Origin of the sequence: Wenzhouxiangella sp. 15190, from assembly GCF_003417465.1 — a bacterium.
In the GTDB taxonomy this organism is placed as follows: Bacteria; Pseudomonadota; Gammaproteobacteria; order Xanthomonadales; family Wenzhouxiangellaceae; genus Wenzhouxiangella.
This window is the reverse complement of record NZ_QVMV01000033.1, coordinates 1-18,547: the sequence shown is the minus strand read 5'-3', so window position 1 is coordinate 18,547 and position 18,547 is coordinate 1. Positions and strand designations below refer to the sequence as shown.

The 18,547-nt window shown below is 64.5% G+C and carries 15 protein-coding genes and 1 tRNA gene; 8 read left to right on the top strand and 8 right to left on the bottom strand.

The annotated features are described in order from the left end of the window. Positions 1-18: 18 nt before the first annotated feature. The 4 genes from dnaG (at position 19) to DZK26_RS09560 (ending at position 4,963) form a co-directional block, all read left to right on the top strand. Positions 19-1,749, top strand: coding sequence for a DNA primase (gene dnaG, locus DZK26_RS09575; RefSeq protein WP_116897065.1), 1,731 nt, complete (start codon positions 19-21; stop codon positions 1,747-1,749). A 20-nt stretch (positions 1,750-1,769) separates the two neighbouring features. Then, the gene (gene rpoD / locus DZK26_RS09570) at positions 1,770-3,635 is read left to right on the top strand and encodes an RNA polymerase sigma factor RpoD (protein ID WP_258870809.1); all 1,866 of its coding nucleotides are present in this window, start codon (positions 1,770-1,772) and stop codon (positions 3,633-3,635) included. Between the two features lie 130 nt (positions 3,636-3,765). Next, positions 3,766-4,323 (top strand): polymer-forming cytoskeletal protein, encoded by a 558-nt coding sequence (locus DZK26_RS09565; RefSeq protein WP_116897067.1) that lies wholly within the window; start codon positions 3,766-3,768, stop codon positions 4,321-4,323. Positions 4,324-4,345: 22 nt separating this feature from the next. Beyond that, the gene (locus DZK26_RS09560; protein WP_116897068.1) at positions 4,346-4,963 is read left to right on the top strand and encodes a hypothetical protein; all 618 of its coding nucleotides are present in this window, start codon (positions 4,346-4,348) and stop codon (positions 4,961-4,963) included. A gap of 73 nt (positions 4,964-5,036) precedes the next feature. Here DZK26_RS09560 and DZK26_RS09555 read toward each other — a convergent pair whose 3' ends face one another. Further along, positions 5,037-7,907: a choice-of-anchor D domain-containing protein gene (locus DZK26_RS09555; RefSeq protein ID WP_181918247.1), complete on the bottom strand. Its 2,871-nt coding sequence runs from the start codon at positions 7,905-7,907 to the stop codon at positions 5,037-5,039. A 141-nt stretch (positions 7,908-8,048) separates the two neighbouring features. Here DZK26_RS09555 and DZK26_RS09550 point away from each other — a divergent pair, with 141 nt between their 5' ends. Further along, entirely contained in the window at positions 8,049-9,236 is a 1,188-nt protein-coding gene (locus tag DZK26_RS09550; RefSeq protein ID WP_116897070.1) for a glycosyltransferase, read from the top strand. 69 nt (positions 9,237-9,305) lie between these two features. On the opposite strand, the gene DZK26_RS09545 is transcribed toward DZK26_RS09550, so the two are convergent. From DZK26_RS09545 to DZK26_RS09530, 4 genes are all read right to left on the bottom strand, one after another. Further along, a complete protein-coding gene (locus DZK26_RS09545) occupies positions 9,306-10,445 on the bottom strand; it encodes a hypothetical protein (RefSeq protein ID WP_116897071.1) in 1,140 nt (379 codons plus the stop codon). After that, positions 10,442-11,449: a homoserine O-acetyltransferase gene (metX, locus tag DZK26_RS09540; protein ID WP_116897072.1), complete on the bottom strand. Its 1,008-nt coding sequence runs from the start codon at positions 11,447-11,449 to the stop codon at positions 10,442-10,444. Before metX ends, DZK26_RS09545 begins: the two co-directional genes overlap by 4 nt. After that, positions 11,446-12,768, bottom strand: coding sequence for an O-acetylhomoserine aminocarboxypropyltransferase/cysteine synthase family protein (locus DZK26_RS09535; protein ID WP_116897073.1), 1,323 nt, complete (start codon positions 12,766-12,768; stop codon positions 11,446-11,448). The genes metX and DZK26_RS09535 overlap by 4 nt, the downstream gene beginning before the upstream one ends. A 257-nt stretch (positions 12,769-13,025) precedes the next feature. Further along, positions 13,026-14,885 (bottom strand): glycosyltransferase, encoded by a 1,860-nt coding sequence (locus tag DZK26_RS09530; RefSeq protein WP_116897074.1) that lies wholly within the window; start codon positions 14,883-14,885, stop codon positions 13,026-13,028. Between the two features lie 95 nt (positions 14,886-14,980). Here DZK26_RS09530 and DZK26_RS14440 point away from each other — a divergent pair, with 95 nt between their 5' ends. Continuing rightward, positions 14,981-15,655: a hypothetical protein gene (locus DZK26_RS14440; RefSeq protein ID WP_116897075.1), complete on the top strand. Its 675-nt coding sequence runs from the start codon at positions 14,981-14,983 to the stop codon at positions 15,653-15,655. 14 nt (positions 15,656-15,669) lie between these two features. Further along, positions 15,670-16,281 (top strand): collagen-like protein, encoded by a 612-nt coding sequence (locus DZK26_RS14660; protein WP_220376493.1) that lies wholly within the window; start codon positions 15,670-15,672, stop codon positions 16,279-16,281. Between the two features lie 43 nt (positions 16,282-16,324). On the opposite strand, the gene DZK26_RS09515 is transcribed toward DZK26_RS14660, so the two are convergent. The 3 genes from DZK26_RS09515 to DZK26_RS09505 all read right to left on the bottom strand — a co-directional run bounded on the left by DZK26_RS09515 (position 16,325) and on the right by DZK26_RS09505 (position 17,686). Beyond that, positions 16,325-16,401, bottom strand: a tRNA-Ile gene (locus tag DZK26_RS09515). A gap of 7 nt (positions 16,402-16,408) precedes the next feature. Next, positions 16,409-16,765: a DUF3144 domain-containing protein gene (locus DZK26_RS09510; protein ID WP_181918248.1), complete on the bottom strand. Its 357-nt coding sequence runs from the start codon at positions 16,763-16,765 to the stop codon at positions 16,409-16,411. Positions 16,766-16,855: 90 nt separating this feature from the next. Beyond that, positions 16,856-17,686 carry a methyltransferase domain-containing protein gene (locus DZK26_RS09505; RefSeq protein ID WP_116897077.1) on the bottom strand — a complete coding sequence of 277 codons (831 nt, stop codon included), beginning with the start codon at positions 17,684-17,686 and terminating at the stop codon, positions 16,856-16,858. Between the two features lie 12 nt (positions 17,687-17,698). Here DZK26_RS09505 and DZK26_RS09500 point away from each other — a divergent pair, with 12 nt between their 5' ends. After that, positions 17,699-18,436: a ComF family protein gene (locus DZK26_RS09500; protein ID WP_220336995.1), complete on the top strand. Its 738-nt coding sequence runs from the start codon at positions 17,699-17,701 to the stop codon at positions 18,434-18,436. The last annotated feature ends 111 nt before the right edge of the window (positions 18,437-18,547 follow it).

The window sequence follows — 18,547 nt, the reverse complement described above, 5'->3', positions numbered from 1 at the left end:
TTACACTAAACTGGTTCTGTGGCCGGCCGCATCCCCGAAGAATTCATCGAATCCCTGCTGGAGCGCACCGATATCGTCGAGATCGTCGGTGCGCGCGTCGATCTCAAGCCCGCCGGGCGCGGCGAGTACAAGGCCCTGTGCCCCTTCCATGACGAGAAGACCCCATCTTTCACGGTCAGCACCGACAAGCAGTTCTACCACTGTTTCGGCTGCGGTGCGCACGGCACCGCGATCGGTTTCGTGATGCAGCACGACGGGCTGGAATTCCCGGCCGCGATCGAGGAGCTGGCTCATATCGCCGGCCTCGAAGTGCCGCACGAGGGCGGCCAGGCGCCGGTCAAGAGGAATGACCGCCTCTACCAGGCGCTGAGCCAGGCACAGACCTGGTTTCGCCGCCAGCTCGCCGCCAGCGAAGCGGCCCGTGCCTATCTCAAGTCGCGCGGTTTCGACAAGGCCACGGTGGACGAATTTGGCATCGGCTACGCACCTGATGCCTGGCAGTCCCTGGCCGATTTCCTGATCAACGAGGGTTTTCGGCCGCAGGAACTCGAGGAGGCCGGTCTGGTGACGCGCCGGGACGGTCGCACGACCGACAAGTTCCGCGACCGCGTGATGTTCCCCATCCACGACCGGCGCGGGCGGGTGATCGCCTTCGGCGGACGAGCCTTGGGCGAGCGCGGGCCGAAATACATGAACTCGCCCGAGACGCCCGTCTTCCACAAGGGCCGTGAGCTTTACCGGCTGTTCCAGGTCCGCCGCGGCGGACTGCCGCCACGCATCCTGGTGGTCGAAGGCTACATGGACGCGGCCGCGCTGTTCCAGTACGGTTTTGACAATGCGGTGGCCACGCTGGGCACGTCGGTCACGCCCGACCACATGAACCTGTTGTTTCGCGCCTCGCCGGTGGTGGTGTTCTGTTTCGACGGCGACCGCGCCGGCCTTCAGGCGGCCTGGCGCGGCCTGGAAGCGGCGCTACCGGAACTCAAGTCCAACCGCGAGGTTCGTTTCCTGTTCCTGCCCGAGGGTGAGGATCCCGATTCACTGGTGCGCGGGCGAGGTGCACAAACGCTGGCCCGGATGCTCGACGAGGCGAAGCCGCTGTCGAGCTTTTTCTTCGACCACCTGTCCGAGTCGCTGGACATGAAAACGCTCGACGGGCGTGCGCGACTGGTGGCCCTGGCCGAACCCTATCTGGAAAAGCTGCCGGAAGGTGCCTTTGCCGATATGATGCACGATGAGCTGGTGCGGCGAAGCGGACACGGCGGCCGCAGTCGACCGGCCGCCGAAGCCCGGCCGGAGACGTCCCGCGTGCAGGGTGGCGAAGAGGACCGCCCGCTGACCCCGGTCCAGTACGCGGTGGCCCTGATCGTGCAGCGTCCGAGCCTGGCCGACGGTGTCGACGACGGTGCCCTCGAGGGCCCGGCGACGGTCCGCGGGGTCGATTTCCTGCGAGAATTGATTGACTTTTGCCGCAACAAGCCCCAGTTTTCTACGGCTAAACTTCTGGAAGCCTGGCGGGAGCGCCGCGAAGCGCCCTGGCTGGCTCGACTGGCGGCGCGGAACGTAATCGCCGACCGGGAAGAAATGCCGACGGCGCTGGCACAAACTTTGGCCAGAATTCGTCGTCAAATGATACAAACAAGAATTCGCGAACTTCAGGAAGCCCAGCTTAACGAAGGGGGGCTCGATGAAGACCGATCCAGCGAGTTGCGCCGGTTGACCTGGGGTAACCAAGACGGACAAATATGAAAGCCGAAAACGCAGCAACTATGGAAAACGCACCGCGACCCTCTCAGCTCAAGCAGCTGATCCAGAAAGGCCGTGAACAGGGGCAGTGGCTGACCTACGCCCAGGTCAACGACCATCTTCCCGGCGATATCGTCGATCCCGAGCAGATCGAGGACATCGTCAACATGATCAACGACATGGGCATCAAGGTCTTCGAGGAAGAGCCGGAGGACGCCGACGAGCTCATTATCAACGACTCGGCGAGTACCGACACCGACGACGAAACGGCCCAGGCCGACGCCGAAGCGGCGCTGGCGGCGGTCGAGACCGAGCTGGGCCGGACCACCGACCCGGTGCGCATGTACATGCGCGAGATGGGCTCGGTCTCGCTGCTCACGCGTGAGGACGAAATCGACATCGCCAAGCGCATCGAGGACGGCCTCAACCAGGTCAACCAGGCGCTGGCACGCTTCCCCGGCACGATCGAGACGCTGCTCGAGGAAGTCGAATCGTGGAAGGAAGGCAACCTGCGGCTCAACGAACTGGTCAGCGGCTTCATCAATCCGACCCTGCTGGCGGAGATGGAGCTAATCTCGCAGGATGCGATGGAAGCGGCCGTCGAGGAAGAGGCCGTCTACATCGACGAGGACGTAGAAGAAGACGAGGACAAGCCGGCGCCGACGGTCAACACGCTGCCCGACCCCGAGCAGGTGACCCAGTTCTTCGACGAGATGCGCAAGCTGCACGAGCGCTTCACGAAGCTGCACGACCGTTACGGCCCCAACAGCCCCAAGGCCTCTGAGCTGCGCGATTTGATCGCCGAGCAGTTCATGCGCCTGAAGCTGCCGCCGCGCCTGTTCGACTACCTGATCGACCGCATGCGCTTCCAGGTGGCACGCACGCGCGACGTCGAGCGCACGATTATGCAGATCTGCGTGGAGCGCTGCGGCATGCCGCGCAAGGAATTCATCACCAGCTTCCGCGACAATGCCGCCGACCCGGAATGGCGCAAGGGGCTGCTCCGTCGTCGCAGCACCTGGGCCAAGGCCCTCAAGGAACACGCCGAAGAGCTGGAAGACCTGCAGGACAAGCTGGCGCGTTTCGAGCGCGACCAGCGCATCCCCGTCGGCGACCTGCTCGAACTCAACCGCGCCATGTCCATCGGCGAGGCCAAGGCGCGTCGCGCCAAGAAGGAAATGGTCGAGGCCAACCTCCGGCTGGTCATTTCCATCGCCAAGAAGTACACCAACCGCGGTCTGCAGTTCCTGGACCTCATCCAGGAAGGCAACATCGGCCTGATGAAGGCGGTCGACAAGTTCGAATATCGCCGGGGCTACAAGTTCTCGACCTACGCGACGTGGTGGATTCGCCAGGCGATCACCCGCTCGATCGCCGACCAGGCACGCACCATCCGCATTCCGGTGCACATGATCGAGACGATCAACAAGCTCAACCGGATTTCCAGGCAGATGCTGCAGGAAATGGGTCGCGAGCCCACCCCGGAAGAGCTGGCCGTGCGCATGGAAATGCCGGAAGACAAGGTGCGCAAGGTGCTCAAGATCGCCAAGGAGCCGATCTCGATGGAAACGCCCATCGGCGACGACGAAGACTCGCACCTGGGCGACTTCATCGAGGATGCCAACATCCTCTCGCCGATCGACACGGCCACCACCACCGGCCTGACGGACACGGTGCAGAAGGTGCTCTCGGGGCTGACCCCGCGTGAGGCCAAGGTGCTTCGCATGCGCTTCGGCATCGACATGAATACCGACCATACCCTCGAGGAAGTCGGCAAGCAGTTCGACGTCACACGGGAGCGCATACGTCAAATAGAGGCCAAGGCGTTGCGAAAGCTGCGCCACCCGACCCGTTCGGAACAGCTCAGAAGCTTCCTCGACCTGGAGTGATGTGACGCCCGTCACGACCCGGCCGGGCCCTTGCGCCCGGCCGGCTTCCATTCCGCTTTCGGCACTTGACCGTCTCCCTGCCCGGGAGTAGTTTGAACAGCCCCCAAATCGCCAATTCAGGTAAACAGGCATGTTCAACAAACGCGAAAACGAATCCGAAGGTTCCACCAGCGAAAGTCACAAGGCCGATGCGCCTGCTCCGGCAAAGCGATCGGCGCCGCCGCGCAATGCCGGCGGAACGGCGATGATCGGTCCGTCGATCAACGTCGACGGCAAGTTGCTTGGTGATGAGGACCTGGTTATCGAAGGCAAGGTCAAGGGGACCGTTGAACTCAAGAAGAACAGCGTGACGATCGGCAACCAGGGGAATGTCCAGGCCGATGTGTATGCGCATTCGATCTTTGTCGACGGACAGATGGACGGCAACCTCGTCGCCTCCGAGCAGGTCGTCATCCGCAAGAGCGCGCGCGTGAAAGGCAGCATCGCAGCCCCGCGCGTCAGCCTGGAAGACGGCGCGCAATTCAACGGTTCGATCGACATGGACACCAAGAGCGAAACCCGGAGCAAGGCCTTTTCCGGCCAGAAGTCCTCGCAGGAATCGAGTGCAGGTGCCAAGACGGAATCAACGCATTCGGATAGCGGCTCGAACAAATCCGGATCCGAAGCCGGAAAGCAGGCCAGTCTCTGACGCTCGATAAGGGGTTGTAATCGTGAGCAGTGATGCCGCGCGACCGCTGGAGGACAGCGGCCCGGAGCCGATCCGTGCCCCGCTGTTCGCCATGGCGGTGGAAGACTTCGAGGACGATCGCCGCCACGTGGTGCTCGATCTCGGCCGCGCGCGTGAAGGCACCGTGGCCTTGTTCAGCGGCTATCGCTGCCGGCTCGATGTCGTCGATCTGCCGGCGAAGCTGGGCGATCTGCCAGACGTGGACGAAGAAGGCGGGCCCGAGGCCGTCGAGCGCTGGCTCGACGGCCTGCTACCGCCGACCCAGGGTGAAAGCGTCGACCTGGTACTGTGCTGGAACCTGCTCAACTATCTGCCCGCCGGCGTCATCGAGGCGCTCGGCAGGCGATTGGCCGAGCGAGCTTCGCCGCAGGCCAGGTTGCATGCACTCATCGAGTATCGGGCCACCCGGATGCCCGCGGTTCCCGCCTCGTATGCGCCGGTCGGGCTCGAACTTGTGGACGATCCGCCCGAAGGTGATCCGGCCACAGTAGCGGCCCCGCGCTACAGCCCCAAGGAACTGGAAAAGCGCCTGCCGGGCTTCACTTCCGAGAAGACCATGCTACTGGGCAACGGCATGCAGGAGTACTTGTACCGGCGCTGAGCCCTGTTGCAGCAATGAAAAAGCCCGGACCGCCGTGCGATCCGGGCTTTTTCGGACGGATATGCGTCGGCGATCAGTCCAGCGGCGTTTGGCGCCGGCGGCGCAGGCCGAACAGGCCCATCAGCGCCAGCAAGCCCGAGCCGACGATCAGGCCGATGCGATCCAGCGTGGGAACCGGCAAGGCCGGTTCGATCGGCGCGGTGCCTCGACCGCTCACCGCGATCTGTGTGCTGTCCGCCCCGGTGCCGTCATTGGAGCCCAGCTCCAGACCTTGCTCGTAGTCGCCCGCGCTCTCCGGCGCAAAGGTCACGGTAAGGCTGCAGGATTCGTCCGGCTCAAGCGTGAACGGCGGCTCGGGGCAGTCGCCCGAGATGCTGAACGGATCGGGCAGATTGGTCCAGTCTTCAACCGTGACCGGGGCCGATCCTTCGTTGGTCAGGGTCAGTTCGGTCTGCCCGGATTCGCCGAGCGGAACCTCGCCGAAATCGATATCGCCGCCCGGGCTGACGACCAATTGCCCGAGCACGCCCTGGCCGCTCAGGCTGAACTGATTGGTGTCGGTGTTCAGGCTGTCGGACTCGACCGTAACCGTCGTGCCGGCACTACCGGTCGCGCTCGGCTCGAACGTGGTCGAGAGTTCACAGGATGTACCGGCAGGCACGGTGAATGGCAGGCCGGTTCCGCAATCGGAAAAGTCGAGAGAGAATGGCGCTTCCACTGCGGGATCGAAGCCGGTGACTTCGAGTGCGTCATCGCCGGTGTTCGCGAGCGTGACGATCTGTGCATCGCTGGTCGTGCCGGTGAGGACCGCACCGAAGTCGCGGTCCGGGCCGACGTTGACGATGGGTGCCACACCGGTGCCCGTAAGCGCCACGCTGTAGTCCGCGGGGTCGGCATCGGTAGCGATATCCAGGCTGCCCGAGAAATCGGCGCGGCTGCCCGGCGTGAAAGTCACTTCGATGCTGCAACTGCCGTCGGGCGGAATCGCGGCGGCCGTACAGTCGCTGCCGTCGGCGGCGAAGCTGGAGGCGCCGCGCGCGAGCGGCTGGCCGACACTGACCCCGCTGATGTTGAGTTCGAAATCACCCGTGTTGGTGACTTCGACGCTGAGCGGATCGGACGTGGTCTGCACCCGTGTGTCCGGGAAGTCCAGTGCCTCGGCACTCAGGCTGACCGCCGGCGCGACCTGCAGCTCGAAGGCGCCCATGTCGGGGGCGTTGCCCGCATTGCGTGGAAAGCCGTCGCCGCGCTGGTCGAAGGCCGGCAAATTGGCGGCGCCGGGGTTGCCGGCGTCGTAGGCCGGGCTGTCGGTGGTGAAAGCGCGGGTCCGTGACAGACCGCCATTGTCGGCCAGCGCCAATAATTGCGGATCGGTGTTGTTGCCGATGTCGCTACCGCCGGCGTCGGTGACCGTGAGATTAGTCTCGTCGACCGTTCCGATCAGGCTGTGGTCGACCGTGACCTCGCCGGTGCCGCTCAGGTCGAACGCGCTCACACCGCGTTCGCCCTGGGGCACCTGTCCGCCACCGGAGACGCCATGGATGATGCTGTTGGTGATGCGTCGCTCGCCGCTGGCAGTGAGGGTGACCATGCCGGGCGCCGACGGGAATTCTCCGCGTTCATCTTCCCGCTGCAGTCCACCCGTCAAGGTATTGTCGGTGATGGTGACATGCCGGAGATCGGTATCGACCGTGCTGGAGGACGGGTCGACGCTCAGGGCGAAATTGCCGACCTGGTTGTCGGTAATGGTGGTGTTAACCATCTCGAATGTATCGCCGCCGTAGCCACTATTGTCCAGTAAAGCGCCGACAGCGCCGATGTCGAATTCGCTGCCGTGGATCAGGGTGTCGCGGATGCTGATGTTCTGGCCGCCGCCGAACATGCCGAATTCCACTGCCATTCTCGCAGAGCTCGTTGTATTGGAGATCCGGCTGCCAACCAGTTCAAAGCCCACGTCACTACCGAAGGCGTCTATCAAGACAATGGGGTCGAAACCGGCATCGTTGTTCAGGAAAGAGGCATTGCGGATGCTCGCATTGCTGTTGGTGCCGGTATTAAGTGCCAAGGCGGCTCGGCCGCTGTTGCCGGTCATGTCGAGGTTGTCGATATCCAGACTGCTGTCGCGACCCTGTCGAATCGACAGCGTGCCGTAGCCGCCATAGCTGTTATGTTCATTGCCGTTCGCGACGAGGCCGTCGATGGTGACAGCGTGGCTGGTTTCGCCCGATCCAATGAAGGTTGACTGGCGAATCAGGGCCGCGGCACCGTCTGTGGCAAGGCCGTTCTGCATCGTCGTGCTCTCGATGGTGATGCTCAGGTCACCGCCGTAGTCGGCGGTCTGCTCTGCAAAGATTGCGCCGCCGCCATAGCCGCTCGCCGCGCGACAGTTGTCGAACTCGCTGTTGGTGATGTTCAGCTCCCGGACCCCACCCGATTGGCTGGCCCACTGAGAGCTGGCCAGGCAGCCGCCGCCGTAGCCGAAATTGGTGACGCTGCCGCTCTCACCGCGAAAGTGGACGTTGTCGATGCTCAGGGAAGGGCTGTGGCTGAACAACGGTGCTTCGGCGCTTGTCGATCCGTCCGTATGCCGCAGCGTCAGGCCCGAAATCGCTACGCTGGCAGCCGTGTGAGAAAGGCGCAGGACTTGCCCGTCCTGTTCGATGATGAGGTCCGCCGGTCCCGGCCCCTGAATGGTCAGGCTGTTGGACTCGACGAATATGGAGCTGTCGAGCGTGATCGTCCCGGTCACGGCACCGTCGAAGACCACCGTGTTGCTGGCATCGCCGCTGGCGTTGGCCTCGCCGATGGCCGAGCGCAGGCTGCCGGCGCCGCTGTCGTCGGTGTTGGTGACGGTGAATTCCGCGGCGGAGACGACCTGGCTGGTGCCCAGGCCAAGGGCCACGGCCACGGCCAGGGTCAGTGGATGACGCTTGGGTGTCGACATGATTGGTTTGTTCCCTCTGTTTCGCGTTGTATCGTGAGTGCGCAGGGGAACTTCGCCGATTCGAGAGCCCCCTTTTTGCTGGCCCGGTTGCCGGGCTCGACGCGTAAACTTTACCATCGCCTGAAACGTGAAGTCCATCACATGAACATTCTTTTCTGCTGGGAACTGGGCTCGGGCTATGGGCACCTCCAGCCGATGCGGGCGCTTGCCGCGGCCATCCGCGGCCGCGGTGGCAGCGTATCGGGCTTGTTGCCGGAGGCTCGATACGCGGAGGCCGTCGAGGCCGAATTCGACACCCCGGCCTCGGTCATACCGGAACTGGTTGCACCGGAGGGCCCACACAGGCGGCCGGATACCTGGCCGGAGATGCTGCTCGGCCTGGGCTTCGGTGATCCGGCCCAGCTCAGCCCGCGTATCGACTGGTTCCTAGCCGAGATCGAGCGTCGAGCCCCCGACGCCCTGGTCTGCGAACACGCGCCGACCGCGCTTCTGGCCGCCCGCATCGCCGGCGTTCCGGTGATGGCGATCGGTACTGGTTGGACGTTACCGCCCAGGTACGAGCCAATGCCCGTTTATCGACCCGCCCTGCGATTCGAGGATGCGGAATTGCTTCAGCGGGAAGCGCCGCTGGTCTCCGCCGTCAATCCGCTGCTTTCCGAACGTGGAGCAGCCCCGCTGAAAGCGGCTGCCGACTGGTTGGAGGTTGATGCCGGAGTTCTCAAAACCTGGCCGGAGCTTGATCATTACGGCGAGCGCGAGGGTGCCTGCTACGTGGGGCCGATCTGGCACCGCAGGCCCGGCCCGGCGCCGGAATGGCCCGAAGGCGAGGGGAAGCGCGTTTTCTGTTACCTGAAGGGCCAGTGGCGGGGCCTGCATTCCCTCATCTCGGGTTTCGGTCACCTGCCGGTCCGGGTGCTTGTCCATATCGATCGCGAGCGCGACAACAGTTACGCGGCGCCGCCCAACGTGCATGTGTCGGCCGAGCCGGTGGATATCGAACAGGTATTCGAGCAGGCCGATTTCATCGTCAGTCATGGTGGGCATACGCTGACTTGCCAGGCCCTGCTCGCCGGCAAACCGCAGTGGCTATTGCCGCTTCACGCCGAACAGGAAGGCACCGCATGGCGTCTCCACCGCCTGGGTTGCGGTCACTATTACACCGGCAGCCTTGGTTCGGCCCGCATGGCGCGGGTGCTGCGGCGGGTGCTGGCCGATGAGGCGCCCCGGCAGACAGCCCGTTCCCGTGCCGCGGACCTGGCCGACTGGCATCTCGATACTGCTATCGAGACCATCGTCGATCGATTGGCCGATGTCGTTGCCCGCAAGTGATCCGAGTTGTGTGCCACTCCCTACGACTCCTACACACGCATTTGGTCGGGGCCGCGCTCCTTGACCTCATTAGTAAGTGCGCCGGGAAAGCTCGGATGCCGCGTCGGCCAGGTCGGCCATCACGGCGCCGGCGGTGACCGCCACCCCGGCGCCAGGGCCGAGGACTTCCAGGGGCGTTTCCGGGTCGTCGGCCAGCTGGATTCTTGCCAGGTTTCCGCTACCGCTGAGTCTGGCCAGCGGTGAGCCATAATTCACTCGAGCCGGACCGACGCAGGCACCGCCTGGCCCGAACTGGGCAAGGTACACCCAGGTTTCGCCGCCGGCCCGGGCGGCTTGCAATCGCCGCAACCAGACCGGATCCTGACGCTCCAGCGCCCGGATCACGTCGCGGTCGGGAAGAACCGATTCGGCCCATCGGTCGGCGACGACCGGTTCGCGCTCGACCGGTACATCTTCCAGGCCCGCCTCGCGCAGCATGATCGTCAGCTTGCGTGCCACGTCGCGGCCAGAAAGGTCTTCGAGCGGGTCGGGTTCGGTGAAACCGCGAGCGCGGGCGTCGTCCACGGCGGCGGAAAGCGGTCTGCCGGCGGCCATCTGCGAGAAAACATGCACTAGAGTGCCCGAGACAACCGCGGTGAGACCGGTCGGCGTTGCACCGGCACGCCGCAGGCGCCTGAGCGTGGACAGGATCGGCAGCCCGGCGCCGACGGTGGCCGAGTAGCCCAGCGGCGCGCCGCTGTTTTGTGCCGCCTGCCGGATCGAGCGGTAGAGCGCCAGGTCGCCGGAGAAACCGTGCTTGTTGGGCGTGACGACGCCGATGCCGGCCTGCAGCCACTCGGGATAGTAGTGCGGCAGAACCGGATCGGCCGTGCAGTCGACGATGACCGTCGGCCGGCCGTCGGCGGCGATTCCTGTACCCAGCCGTTCGAGTGCTTTTGGGTCACGCTTGCGCTCTTGCTGTTGGTGCTCGGCGACGATCAGGTGGGTGCTGCGATTGATTGCCTCGCGTAGCGAGAGGCCCGGCAAGTCCGCCGAGCGGCCGGCGTGCCCCAGGCGCGAGATCAGCGCCGAGCCCACCTGCCCGGTGTGCCCGATCACAACGACATCGACGGTTTGTGTCGCTGCCGCGGGATGGGGGTAGCCGACATTGTCCCGAATTCGGGCAAGCGCCGGCTCACGGGTGGAAAGCGTGCGCGTGGTGGTATTCATGCGTGGGCCTCCAGAACGTTTTTGTTGGCGATGCCCTGGCGCCGGAAACCGCAAACGATGCGGTCGAGCCTTTCCTGTTCGATCAGGAAGGCGTCGTGCCCCTGGGGCGCCTCCAGCCAGGCGATCGAGGATTGCGGCAGGGCCTCCGCCAGAGCCTTTTGGTCGCGCGGCGGATAGAGCAGGTCGGAGGTGATGCCGACGACCAGCGTGCGGGTCTCCACGGCCTTGAGCGCCTTGTGCCAGCCCCAGCGACCGTGGCCGATGTCATGGCCGTCCATGGTGTCCATCAGGCGCCGGTAGCTGACCGGATCGAAGCGATCACGCAAGTGCCGCCCATGGTGGTCCAGCCAGCCCTGCGCGGTGCGTTCGCTGCCGTTGTCCGGACCGAAGCGGTCGTCGAGATTGTCCCAGTGCCGGTAGCTGAGCATGGCGATCATGCGTGCCAGATCCAGGTCGCCGTGCTCGGTCAGTGCCCGGCGCTGGGCGTGGTTGAGCGCGCTGGCCCAGGCCGTTTGCCTCGCGGGCGCGGCAATGGCGATTGCCGACTCGACGCGGTCGGCATGGCCGACCGCCCATTCCAGCACCTGCATGCCGCCCAGGGAGCCACCGATCACGAGCTTCAAGCGACGGATCCCCAGCGCATCGATCAGAAGGCGTTGCACGCTCACCATGTCGCGCACCGACACGGCCGGGAAACGCTCGCCCCACGCACGCAGGCCGCGCCGGTGGTGCGGGCCGGTCGTGCCACCGCTGCCGCCGAGTACGTCGGCGGCAATGATGAAGTCGGTGTTCGGGTCCAGGCTGCGCCCGGCGCCGAGCAGGCCCGGCCACCATTGCTCGAGGTGCCGGTCGCCGGTCAGCGCCGGGCAGACCAGCACGGCGTTGCCGGCGCCGGCATCGAGCCGACCCCAGGTGCGAAACGCGATCTCGAGCCGATCCAGTCGCCCGCCCACGGAAAGCGGCGGTGGGTTCTCGATGGTAATGAAGCGATCTTCGCCGTTCATGCCGCGGCCGCCAATCCGGCGCGCTCGAAAGCGCCGGCGAAGTCGTCGATGATGTCGCCGATGTGCTCGATGCCCACCGCCACCCGGATCAGCTCGCTGGTGACACCCGCGGCACGGCGCTCTTCCTCGCCCAACTGCTGGTGTGTCGTGCTGGCCGGGTGGATCACCAGGGTCTTGGCGTCTCCGACGTTGGCCACGTGGCTGGCCAGCTCGACGCTGTTGATGAACTGCCGTCCGGCCGCCTCGCCGCCGCGGATGCCGAAAGTGAGCACGGCGCCGAAGCCGTGGTTGAGATAATGCTTCGCACGCTCATGCGAAGGATGGTCGGGCAGGCCCGGATAGTTGACCCACTCGACGGCCGGGTGTTTTTCCAGCCACTCGGCCAGTGTCTGCGTGTTGTCGACATGGCGCTGAACGCGCAGCGACAGGGTCTCGAGACCCTGCAGGAACAGGAAACTATTGAAGGGGCTCAGAGCCGGCCCGAGATCCCGCAGCCCCTCGACGCGGGCGCGGATGGCAAAGGCAATGTTGCCGAAGGGGCTGTCGGGGCCGAAGGTCTCCCAGAAGTTCAGGCCGTGGTAGCCGGGCGCCGGTTCGGTGAACAGCGGGAAGCGGCCGTTGCCCCAGTCGAAGGTGCCGGCATCCACGATTACCCCGCCGATGGAGGTGCCGTGCCCGCCGATCCACTTGGTCGCCGACTCGACCACGATATCGGCGCCGTGCTCGATCGGCCGGCACAGGTAGCCGCCGGCGCCGAAGGTGTTGTCGATGATCAGCGGCAGGCCCTGGCGCTTGGCCAGGGTCGAAAGGCCTTCGAAATCGGGGATGCGAAAGCCGGGGTTGCCGATGGTCTCGGCATAGATCGCGCGGGTCTTGTCGTCAATCTGCGCGGCGAAGGCGGCCGGGTCGTCGTCTTCGACCAAGCGCACCTCGATACCCAGTCGCGGTAGCGTCACCTTGAACTGGTTCCAGGTGCCGCCGTAGAGCGACGAGGCAGCCACGATGTTGTCGCCGGCTTGTGCCAGCGTCGTGATGGCGATCAGCTGTGCGGCCTGCCCTGAACCCGTGGCTACGGCGGCGACCCCGCCCTCGAGCGCGGCGATGCGCTGCTCGAACACGTCGGTGGTCGGGTTCATGATGCGCGAGTAGATGTTGCCGAATTCCTCCAGGGCGAACAAGCGTGCACCGTGGTCGGCGTCGTCGAAGGTGTAGGAAGTGGTCTGGTAGATCGGCACGGCCCGGGCGTTGGTGCCCGGCGCCGGCTCCTGGCCGGCATGGACCTGCAGGGTTTCGAATCGTCTCGGTCTGTCGTTGCTCACGGTCTGTCTCCTCAAGTTTGCGGTGGATCGCGGTTGCCGCAGCGGAAGACAGATGAGGGGGTTGGACAAAGAAAAACCCGCACCGGCCAGGCCGCTGCGGGTTCTTGCGTGAATCGGTTTGTCTAGTGGATCAGAACACAGCCGTACACGTATCCGCAGCAGAGGCTTGCAGACACATGCACATGCACATCGCGCAGTTGAAGTGCTTGGCGGGTTCGGAATTCATGTTCCTATTTACGCAGTTTTGAAATGCGCTGTCAACTGCCGAATTGCACCTGGCCGTTCAGGCTGTAGGCGTTCTCGCCGGTCTCGGTGGTGAGTTTGCCGATGTGCTTGAGTCCGATGGTATCCAGAAAAGCCGAGCGGAAGCCGGCTTGCATGTAGCGTTTTGCATAGTCCAGTTCGAAATGTTCGCTGTTCGGATCGAAGCGGCCGATTCGTTCGAACACCGCGGTGCGTAGCAGTGACGGGCGCAACGAGAAGTGCGGCCACCAGGCGCACGATCGACCCGGGGTGGCCACGGTGTCGTGCACGTGAACCCGGTAGCGCAAGCCGTCGGGTGTTTTGCGGATCAGGCCGCCGAGAATGTCGCCGTCTCCGGGAATCTCGGCGTAGTTGCGGTTGAACAGCACCTGACCGCAGTCTCGTTCCCGGGCGAGAACGATCAGCGTATCGCTGATCCAGTCTCGGGTCTCGAAAAACTCCCAATCGTCTTCCAGGTGCAGTACGTAGTCGAAATTTCCGACACGGACCAGGTCGGAGAGTAAATTCATGCTGTGGGCGTGTCCCTTCGACTGTTCGTCCTTCCAGACCCAGGTGAAGAACGGGAAGCGCGCCTTCATTCGAGCACGGTCCTCTTTCGTTGAATTGTCGTCGACGCAGATCCACTCGACGATGCGCTGGTGATCGGTGCAGCATCGAAGAAAACTCTCTACGGTGCGCTCGAAAAGGTCTGGGCGCTTGCAGGTCGTTATGGTCAGCGCGACCCGGACCTTCAGCGCAACGGCGGTGACGGCAGCATCCCCGTCAAGGTGGCAGGACTGAATGTTGTCACAAATGCGTCCGGTTTCGCTCGAGGGCAGCGTGCCGGCATCGAGCATGCCTTGCCACTTGGCTTCGGCGCGCTCACGCTCGCCGGTTGCATGCAGCGCCATCGCCAGTTCATCGATCGCGCGCCAGCGGTAGGTCGATGCGTCGACGAACAGGATGTCGTCCGGTCGCGGCGTGGTCGCGGCACGTTCAGCGAACAGCCGTGCGATATGAGAACGCCCCAGCTGACGGTTCACGCGGGCCAGGTCGACCAGTGGCTCGATCCGCGTCGGCCGGAACTGCCAGGCGGCCAGGTAGGCCTCGGTGACCGCCGGAATCGCGGCGCCGGTGATCTCCAGCAACCGGGCGATCTGCCACAGTGAATAGAACACTTCTTCGTCCCAGCCGCCGAGTTCGACACGCTGGCGGTAGGCGGCAATGGCATCCGGAATCCGGCCGGCATCGCGCAGGCTTTGGGCCAGGTAGAATTGGCTGCGGGCATGGCCGGGTTCGTCGGCCAGCGCACGCTCGAGCAGTTCGATATCCTGCTTGAACTTCTTCCCGCTGCGATTGCGTGCGCTGTCGTAGTGTCCTATCTGCATCAGACCGGGTAGCAGTTCGCGTCGAAAGGGTTGCTGGCTGGTCAGGTACTCGTGAACCACGCCCTCGAAATGCCAGGGGTGGTCGGCGCGCAGCAGCTTCGGCAGGTCGTACTCGAATTCGGCTGCGCTAATCCGCTGCCGGATTAGCCAGGCCTGAACGCGCGGATCGTCCGGCCAGCGGAAATCGTCGGCAATCGTCAGCGTTTCGTCGGCATCGATCAGCAACAGGAAGTCACCCTGTCCGGCTGCGAGCGCCAGGGATTCGGAGCGGTTATGGCCGAAGTCCACCCAAGGCCGGCGGTGCAGCTTACCCGGCAGCCCGGCCAATGCGGTGTCGATGAGAGCCGGCGTCTCGTCGGTCGAGCCGGTATCGACGATGCACCAGCGTGTGATCAATGGGCGTAGGGAGTCCAGGCAGCGCTCGATGACATGCGCTTCGTCGCGCACGATCATCACCAGGCAGACATCAGGCCGATAATTGCTCATTGTCGATCACAAAATGTGCGTTGATTCACAGTTTATATCCAATTACACTCCAGGTTGTGCCGGGCACTTGCCGGGCCGCTCACAGGAATCTGCCAATGCGCCACTGGATTGTGTTCGGAATGCTGCTGGTTGCAGGCTTGCAGCCGGTGCTGGCGGATATACACATTCCGGCCGGTGCGTCCGTTTCGCTCAACGGGGGTCGTCTGGACCAGGTCGGCAACCTCTTCATCGGCGGCACGCTCGATGCCGGGAGCGGAAGTATTTCGCTTTCCGGGGACTGGACGCGCACGGGGACGTTCCTCCCGGGGACGTCGACCGTATCGTTCATCGACGGTGGTCGTGGGCAATCGACGTTGACCGGCGATACCGATTTTTACCTACTCAGCCTGGTCTCGGGCACCGGAAAGACCTACCTCATCGAGCCCGCGCGCACGCTTCGTATCGCCGCCGGCCTGACAATTCGGGGCCTCGTCGATGCGCCCCTGCAGATCGCGAGTCCGGATGCATTGCGCGTGCCCTTCGTCGACCTGGCTGCTACGGGATCCCAGAATATCGAATTCGTCGGGGTTTCCAATGTGCATGCAAGCGGGCAGCATCTTGCTCCGACCCGAATCAACCTGGGTGGAACCGGCAACGACCGCGGCTGGTTCGGCTCACTGCTGAACGAAGCACTGCCGGTGCCCACCTTGTCTTTCCTGGCGCTATTGATAATGGCGCTGCTGATGATCGCAACCACGACGCGCCACGCGCATCGCCAAGGAATCCTGTAATGGACTTCAATCTCATGCCACTTTCTCTGGTCATTTCCGGCCTGCTGGTCGGCAACGCGGCCATGGCGCAGAACAACCTCGTTATCCAGCCGCCGGCCGGCGGCTCCGTGGTGGTCGAGGATGCTGCCGGCAACAAGGTGTTGCTGCATATCGACGAAAACGGCGTGCTCCAGCTGCCCGGGGTGGCCGGATCGGCCCAGCAGGCCACGATTCTGTGCATCGACGGAGCCAGCGGACAGCTCGGTCCCTGCAGTGCCGGCACGATTGCTGGTCTGGAAGGACCCATCGGTCCGACCGGACCGACGGGTGCCCGTGGGCCCGAAGGGCTTCAGGGGCCGAAGGGGTCGCCGGGTGATATCGGTCCAACGGGCCCCATGGGAATCCAGGGTGACGTCGGTCCGACCGGCGCAATGGGATCACCCGGCCCAACCGGTCCGATGGGCCCGACCGGGGCGGCGGGCGTGTATACGATCGGCACCGGGCTGGAACTCAACGGCGACACGTTGAGCCTGCCGACGAATTGCATGGACGGAGCGCAGTTGACCTGGAACGCCACGGCAGCATCCTGGGACTGTCCGCCCGTGGGCCCGACCGGCCCGACCGGCCCGACAGGAAGTACCGGATAGTCGGGAGGGCGGCGGCACACCTCTGCCGAAATTTTGGAATTGATGGTGGGCCCTGCAGGACTTGAACCTGCGACCTACCGATTATGAGTCGGCTGCTCTAACCAGCTGAGCTAAGGGCCCGATTTGTTCAGTCCTTGTCGGTCTCGGACTCGGCGTTCGTGTCGGTGGGATTCTGGGCGTCGCCCTGTATTTCGCCCAAGGGCTTGGGCTCGAGGCCCTGCGCCTCGAGGTCTTCCTTCTTGCGCTTCTGGATGTAGGTGAGGTTGTTCTTGTACATGCTGGCCACCTTTTCCACGCCGTTGTCGGCGAGAAAGCCCTGGTTTCCGGCGGCCACGAATGTGGCGTAGACCCCGGAAGCGGCCATCAGTGCCGCGGACACCAGGTTCCGGTCGAATCCGCGGTCGTTGACCATCTCGTTGGCCAGTCGAATGAACTCGTTGGTGGCCTGGTTATGGGCGTCGATCTGCTTCTGTTGTTCGGACATGGTTGGCTCGAAAATCTGGTGTGTTTGTACCCGACAGGTGCCGCTGCCGGCAGAGGCGCAAGAATATCATGATCGATGGCGGCCTGGCCGTCAGTTGCGGCGCTTGCGGATGCCCAGGCTGGCGGCGGAGACACTGGCTTCATCACCACGGTCGGTCCGGATGGGCTGTCCCTCGTCCGGCGACCAGGCGGTGGCGTAGAGCATTTCCCAGGTCGAGGCGATTTCGCCATTGCCGGCATCGAGGTCGAGTGCTTCGGCCCCGCCGGGCAGGGTATAGCCCAGTCCGAGGTGATCGAGATCAGCGAGCAGGCTCGGGAGGTCGGTGTGGGTGGTCGTGAGCCAGTCGGTGTCGAGCACCGGCTCCTGGAATCCGGCACGGGTGAGTAAATCGCCCAATTCCTGTGCATGGCTGCGCATGCCGCCGTCGACCATGGCGCCGGCGCGTTGCAACTCGATTAGCGTGTCGGGGCCGGGCAGGGTCATCAGCAGCAGGCCGCGGGGACGCATGATGCGGCGCAGGCCCGCGAGGGTCGCGGCCAGGCCGCCGCTCCATTGCAGTGACAGGTTGGCAAAGACGAGGTCGACAGTGGCCTCGGCCAGCGGTAGACGGGAAACATCCGCGCAGGCCAATTCGAATCGGGGACGCCAGCGGCCGCGCCGTTTTCGGGCCCGGCCCAGCATCGAGCGCGCGCTGTCGAGCGCCAGCAGCCGGGCCTGGGGATAGCGCTGCCTGAGTTCCAGCGTGTGCTTTGCGGTTCCGCAGCCGAGATCGACGATGCGTTCGGGTTCGAAGCGCAGACCGTCGAGACGTTCGAGCAGGCGGCTGCCGACTTCGTCGAACAGGGCGGCATGTTCGTCGTATCGCTCTGCGGCGATGTCGAAGCGGCGCCGGACTTCGCGGGCGTCGGAATCTCTCGTCATCGATGGTAGTGTTTGATCGAGTTTGAAACCATCCGGGGGCGGGCGGTCATGCGCTTGGAAAGCGTTACTTCAGGATTCGGTCGCTGGCTGCTGCCGCCAGTATGCCTGATCTGCGGGCAGCGCGCCCGGGAAGGACTCGATTGCTGCAGTGGTTGCGCGGCCGATCTGCCGGTCATCGACAGTCAATGTCATTCCTGCGGCCTGGCCATGCCGGCGCCGACCCATGCATGCGGTCGCTGTACCCGCCGTCCGCCGGCCTTTGATCGCACCTGGCCGGGTTTTGCATACGCCGGCCCCATCGAGCGGCTGGTCCATCGCTTCAAGTTTCATCACGACCTCGCCGCCGGGCGCGTTCTGGCGGGTCTTTGCGCCCGTCGTCTCGCGGCGATTGGCGCACCCCGGCCCCAGGCCCTGGTACCCGTTCCGCTTCACTGGCGGCGTCACCTGTGGCGCGGCTTCAACCAGTCGCGAATGCTGGCCGAGGATCTGTCCGGTTTTCTCGGAGGAATCCCCGTGGCACCGCTTCTGTCCCGTTCGAGGGCCACGCCGGCGCAATCCGGCCTGCCGGCGGCCAGCCGCGGGGCCAACGTCCGCAACGCCTTTCGGGCACATTTGCCCGCTTGCCGCCCGCGGCATGTCGCCCTGGTCGACGACGTGATGACCACCGGTACGACACTCGATGCCTGCGCACGTGCTCTGAAGAAAACCGGTATTGAGCGGGTGGATGTCTGGGTGGTTGCGAGGGCCTGAAGGAAGGATTCAGGGTTCAGGTTTCAGGGTTCAGGTCGGCAGCTGCCGGGGTGGAGCGACCCCGAAAAAGTAGACACCTCAATTTTGACAGATGGAGAGGTGTTTATGACC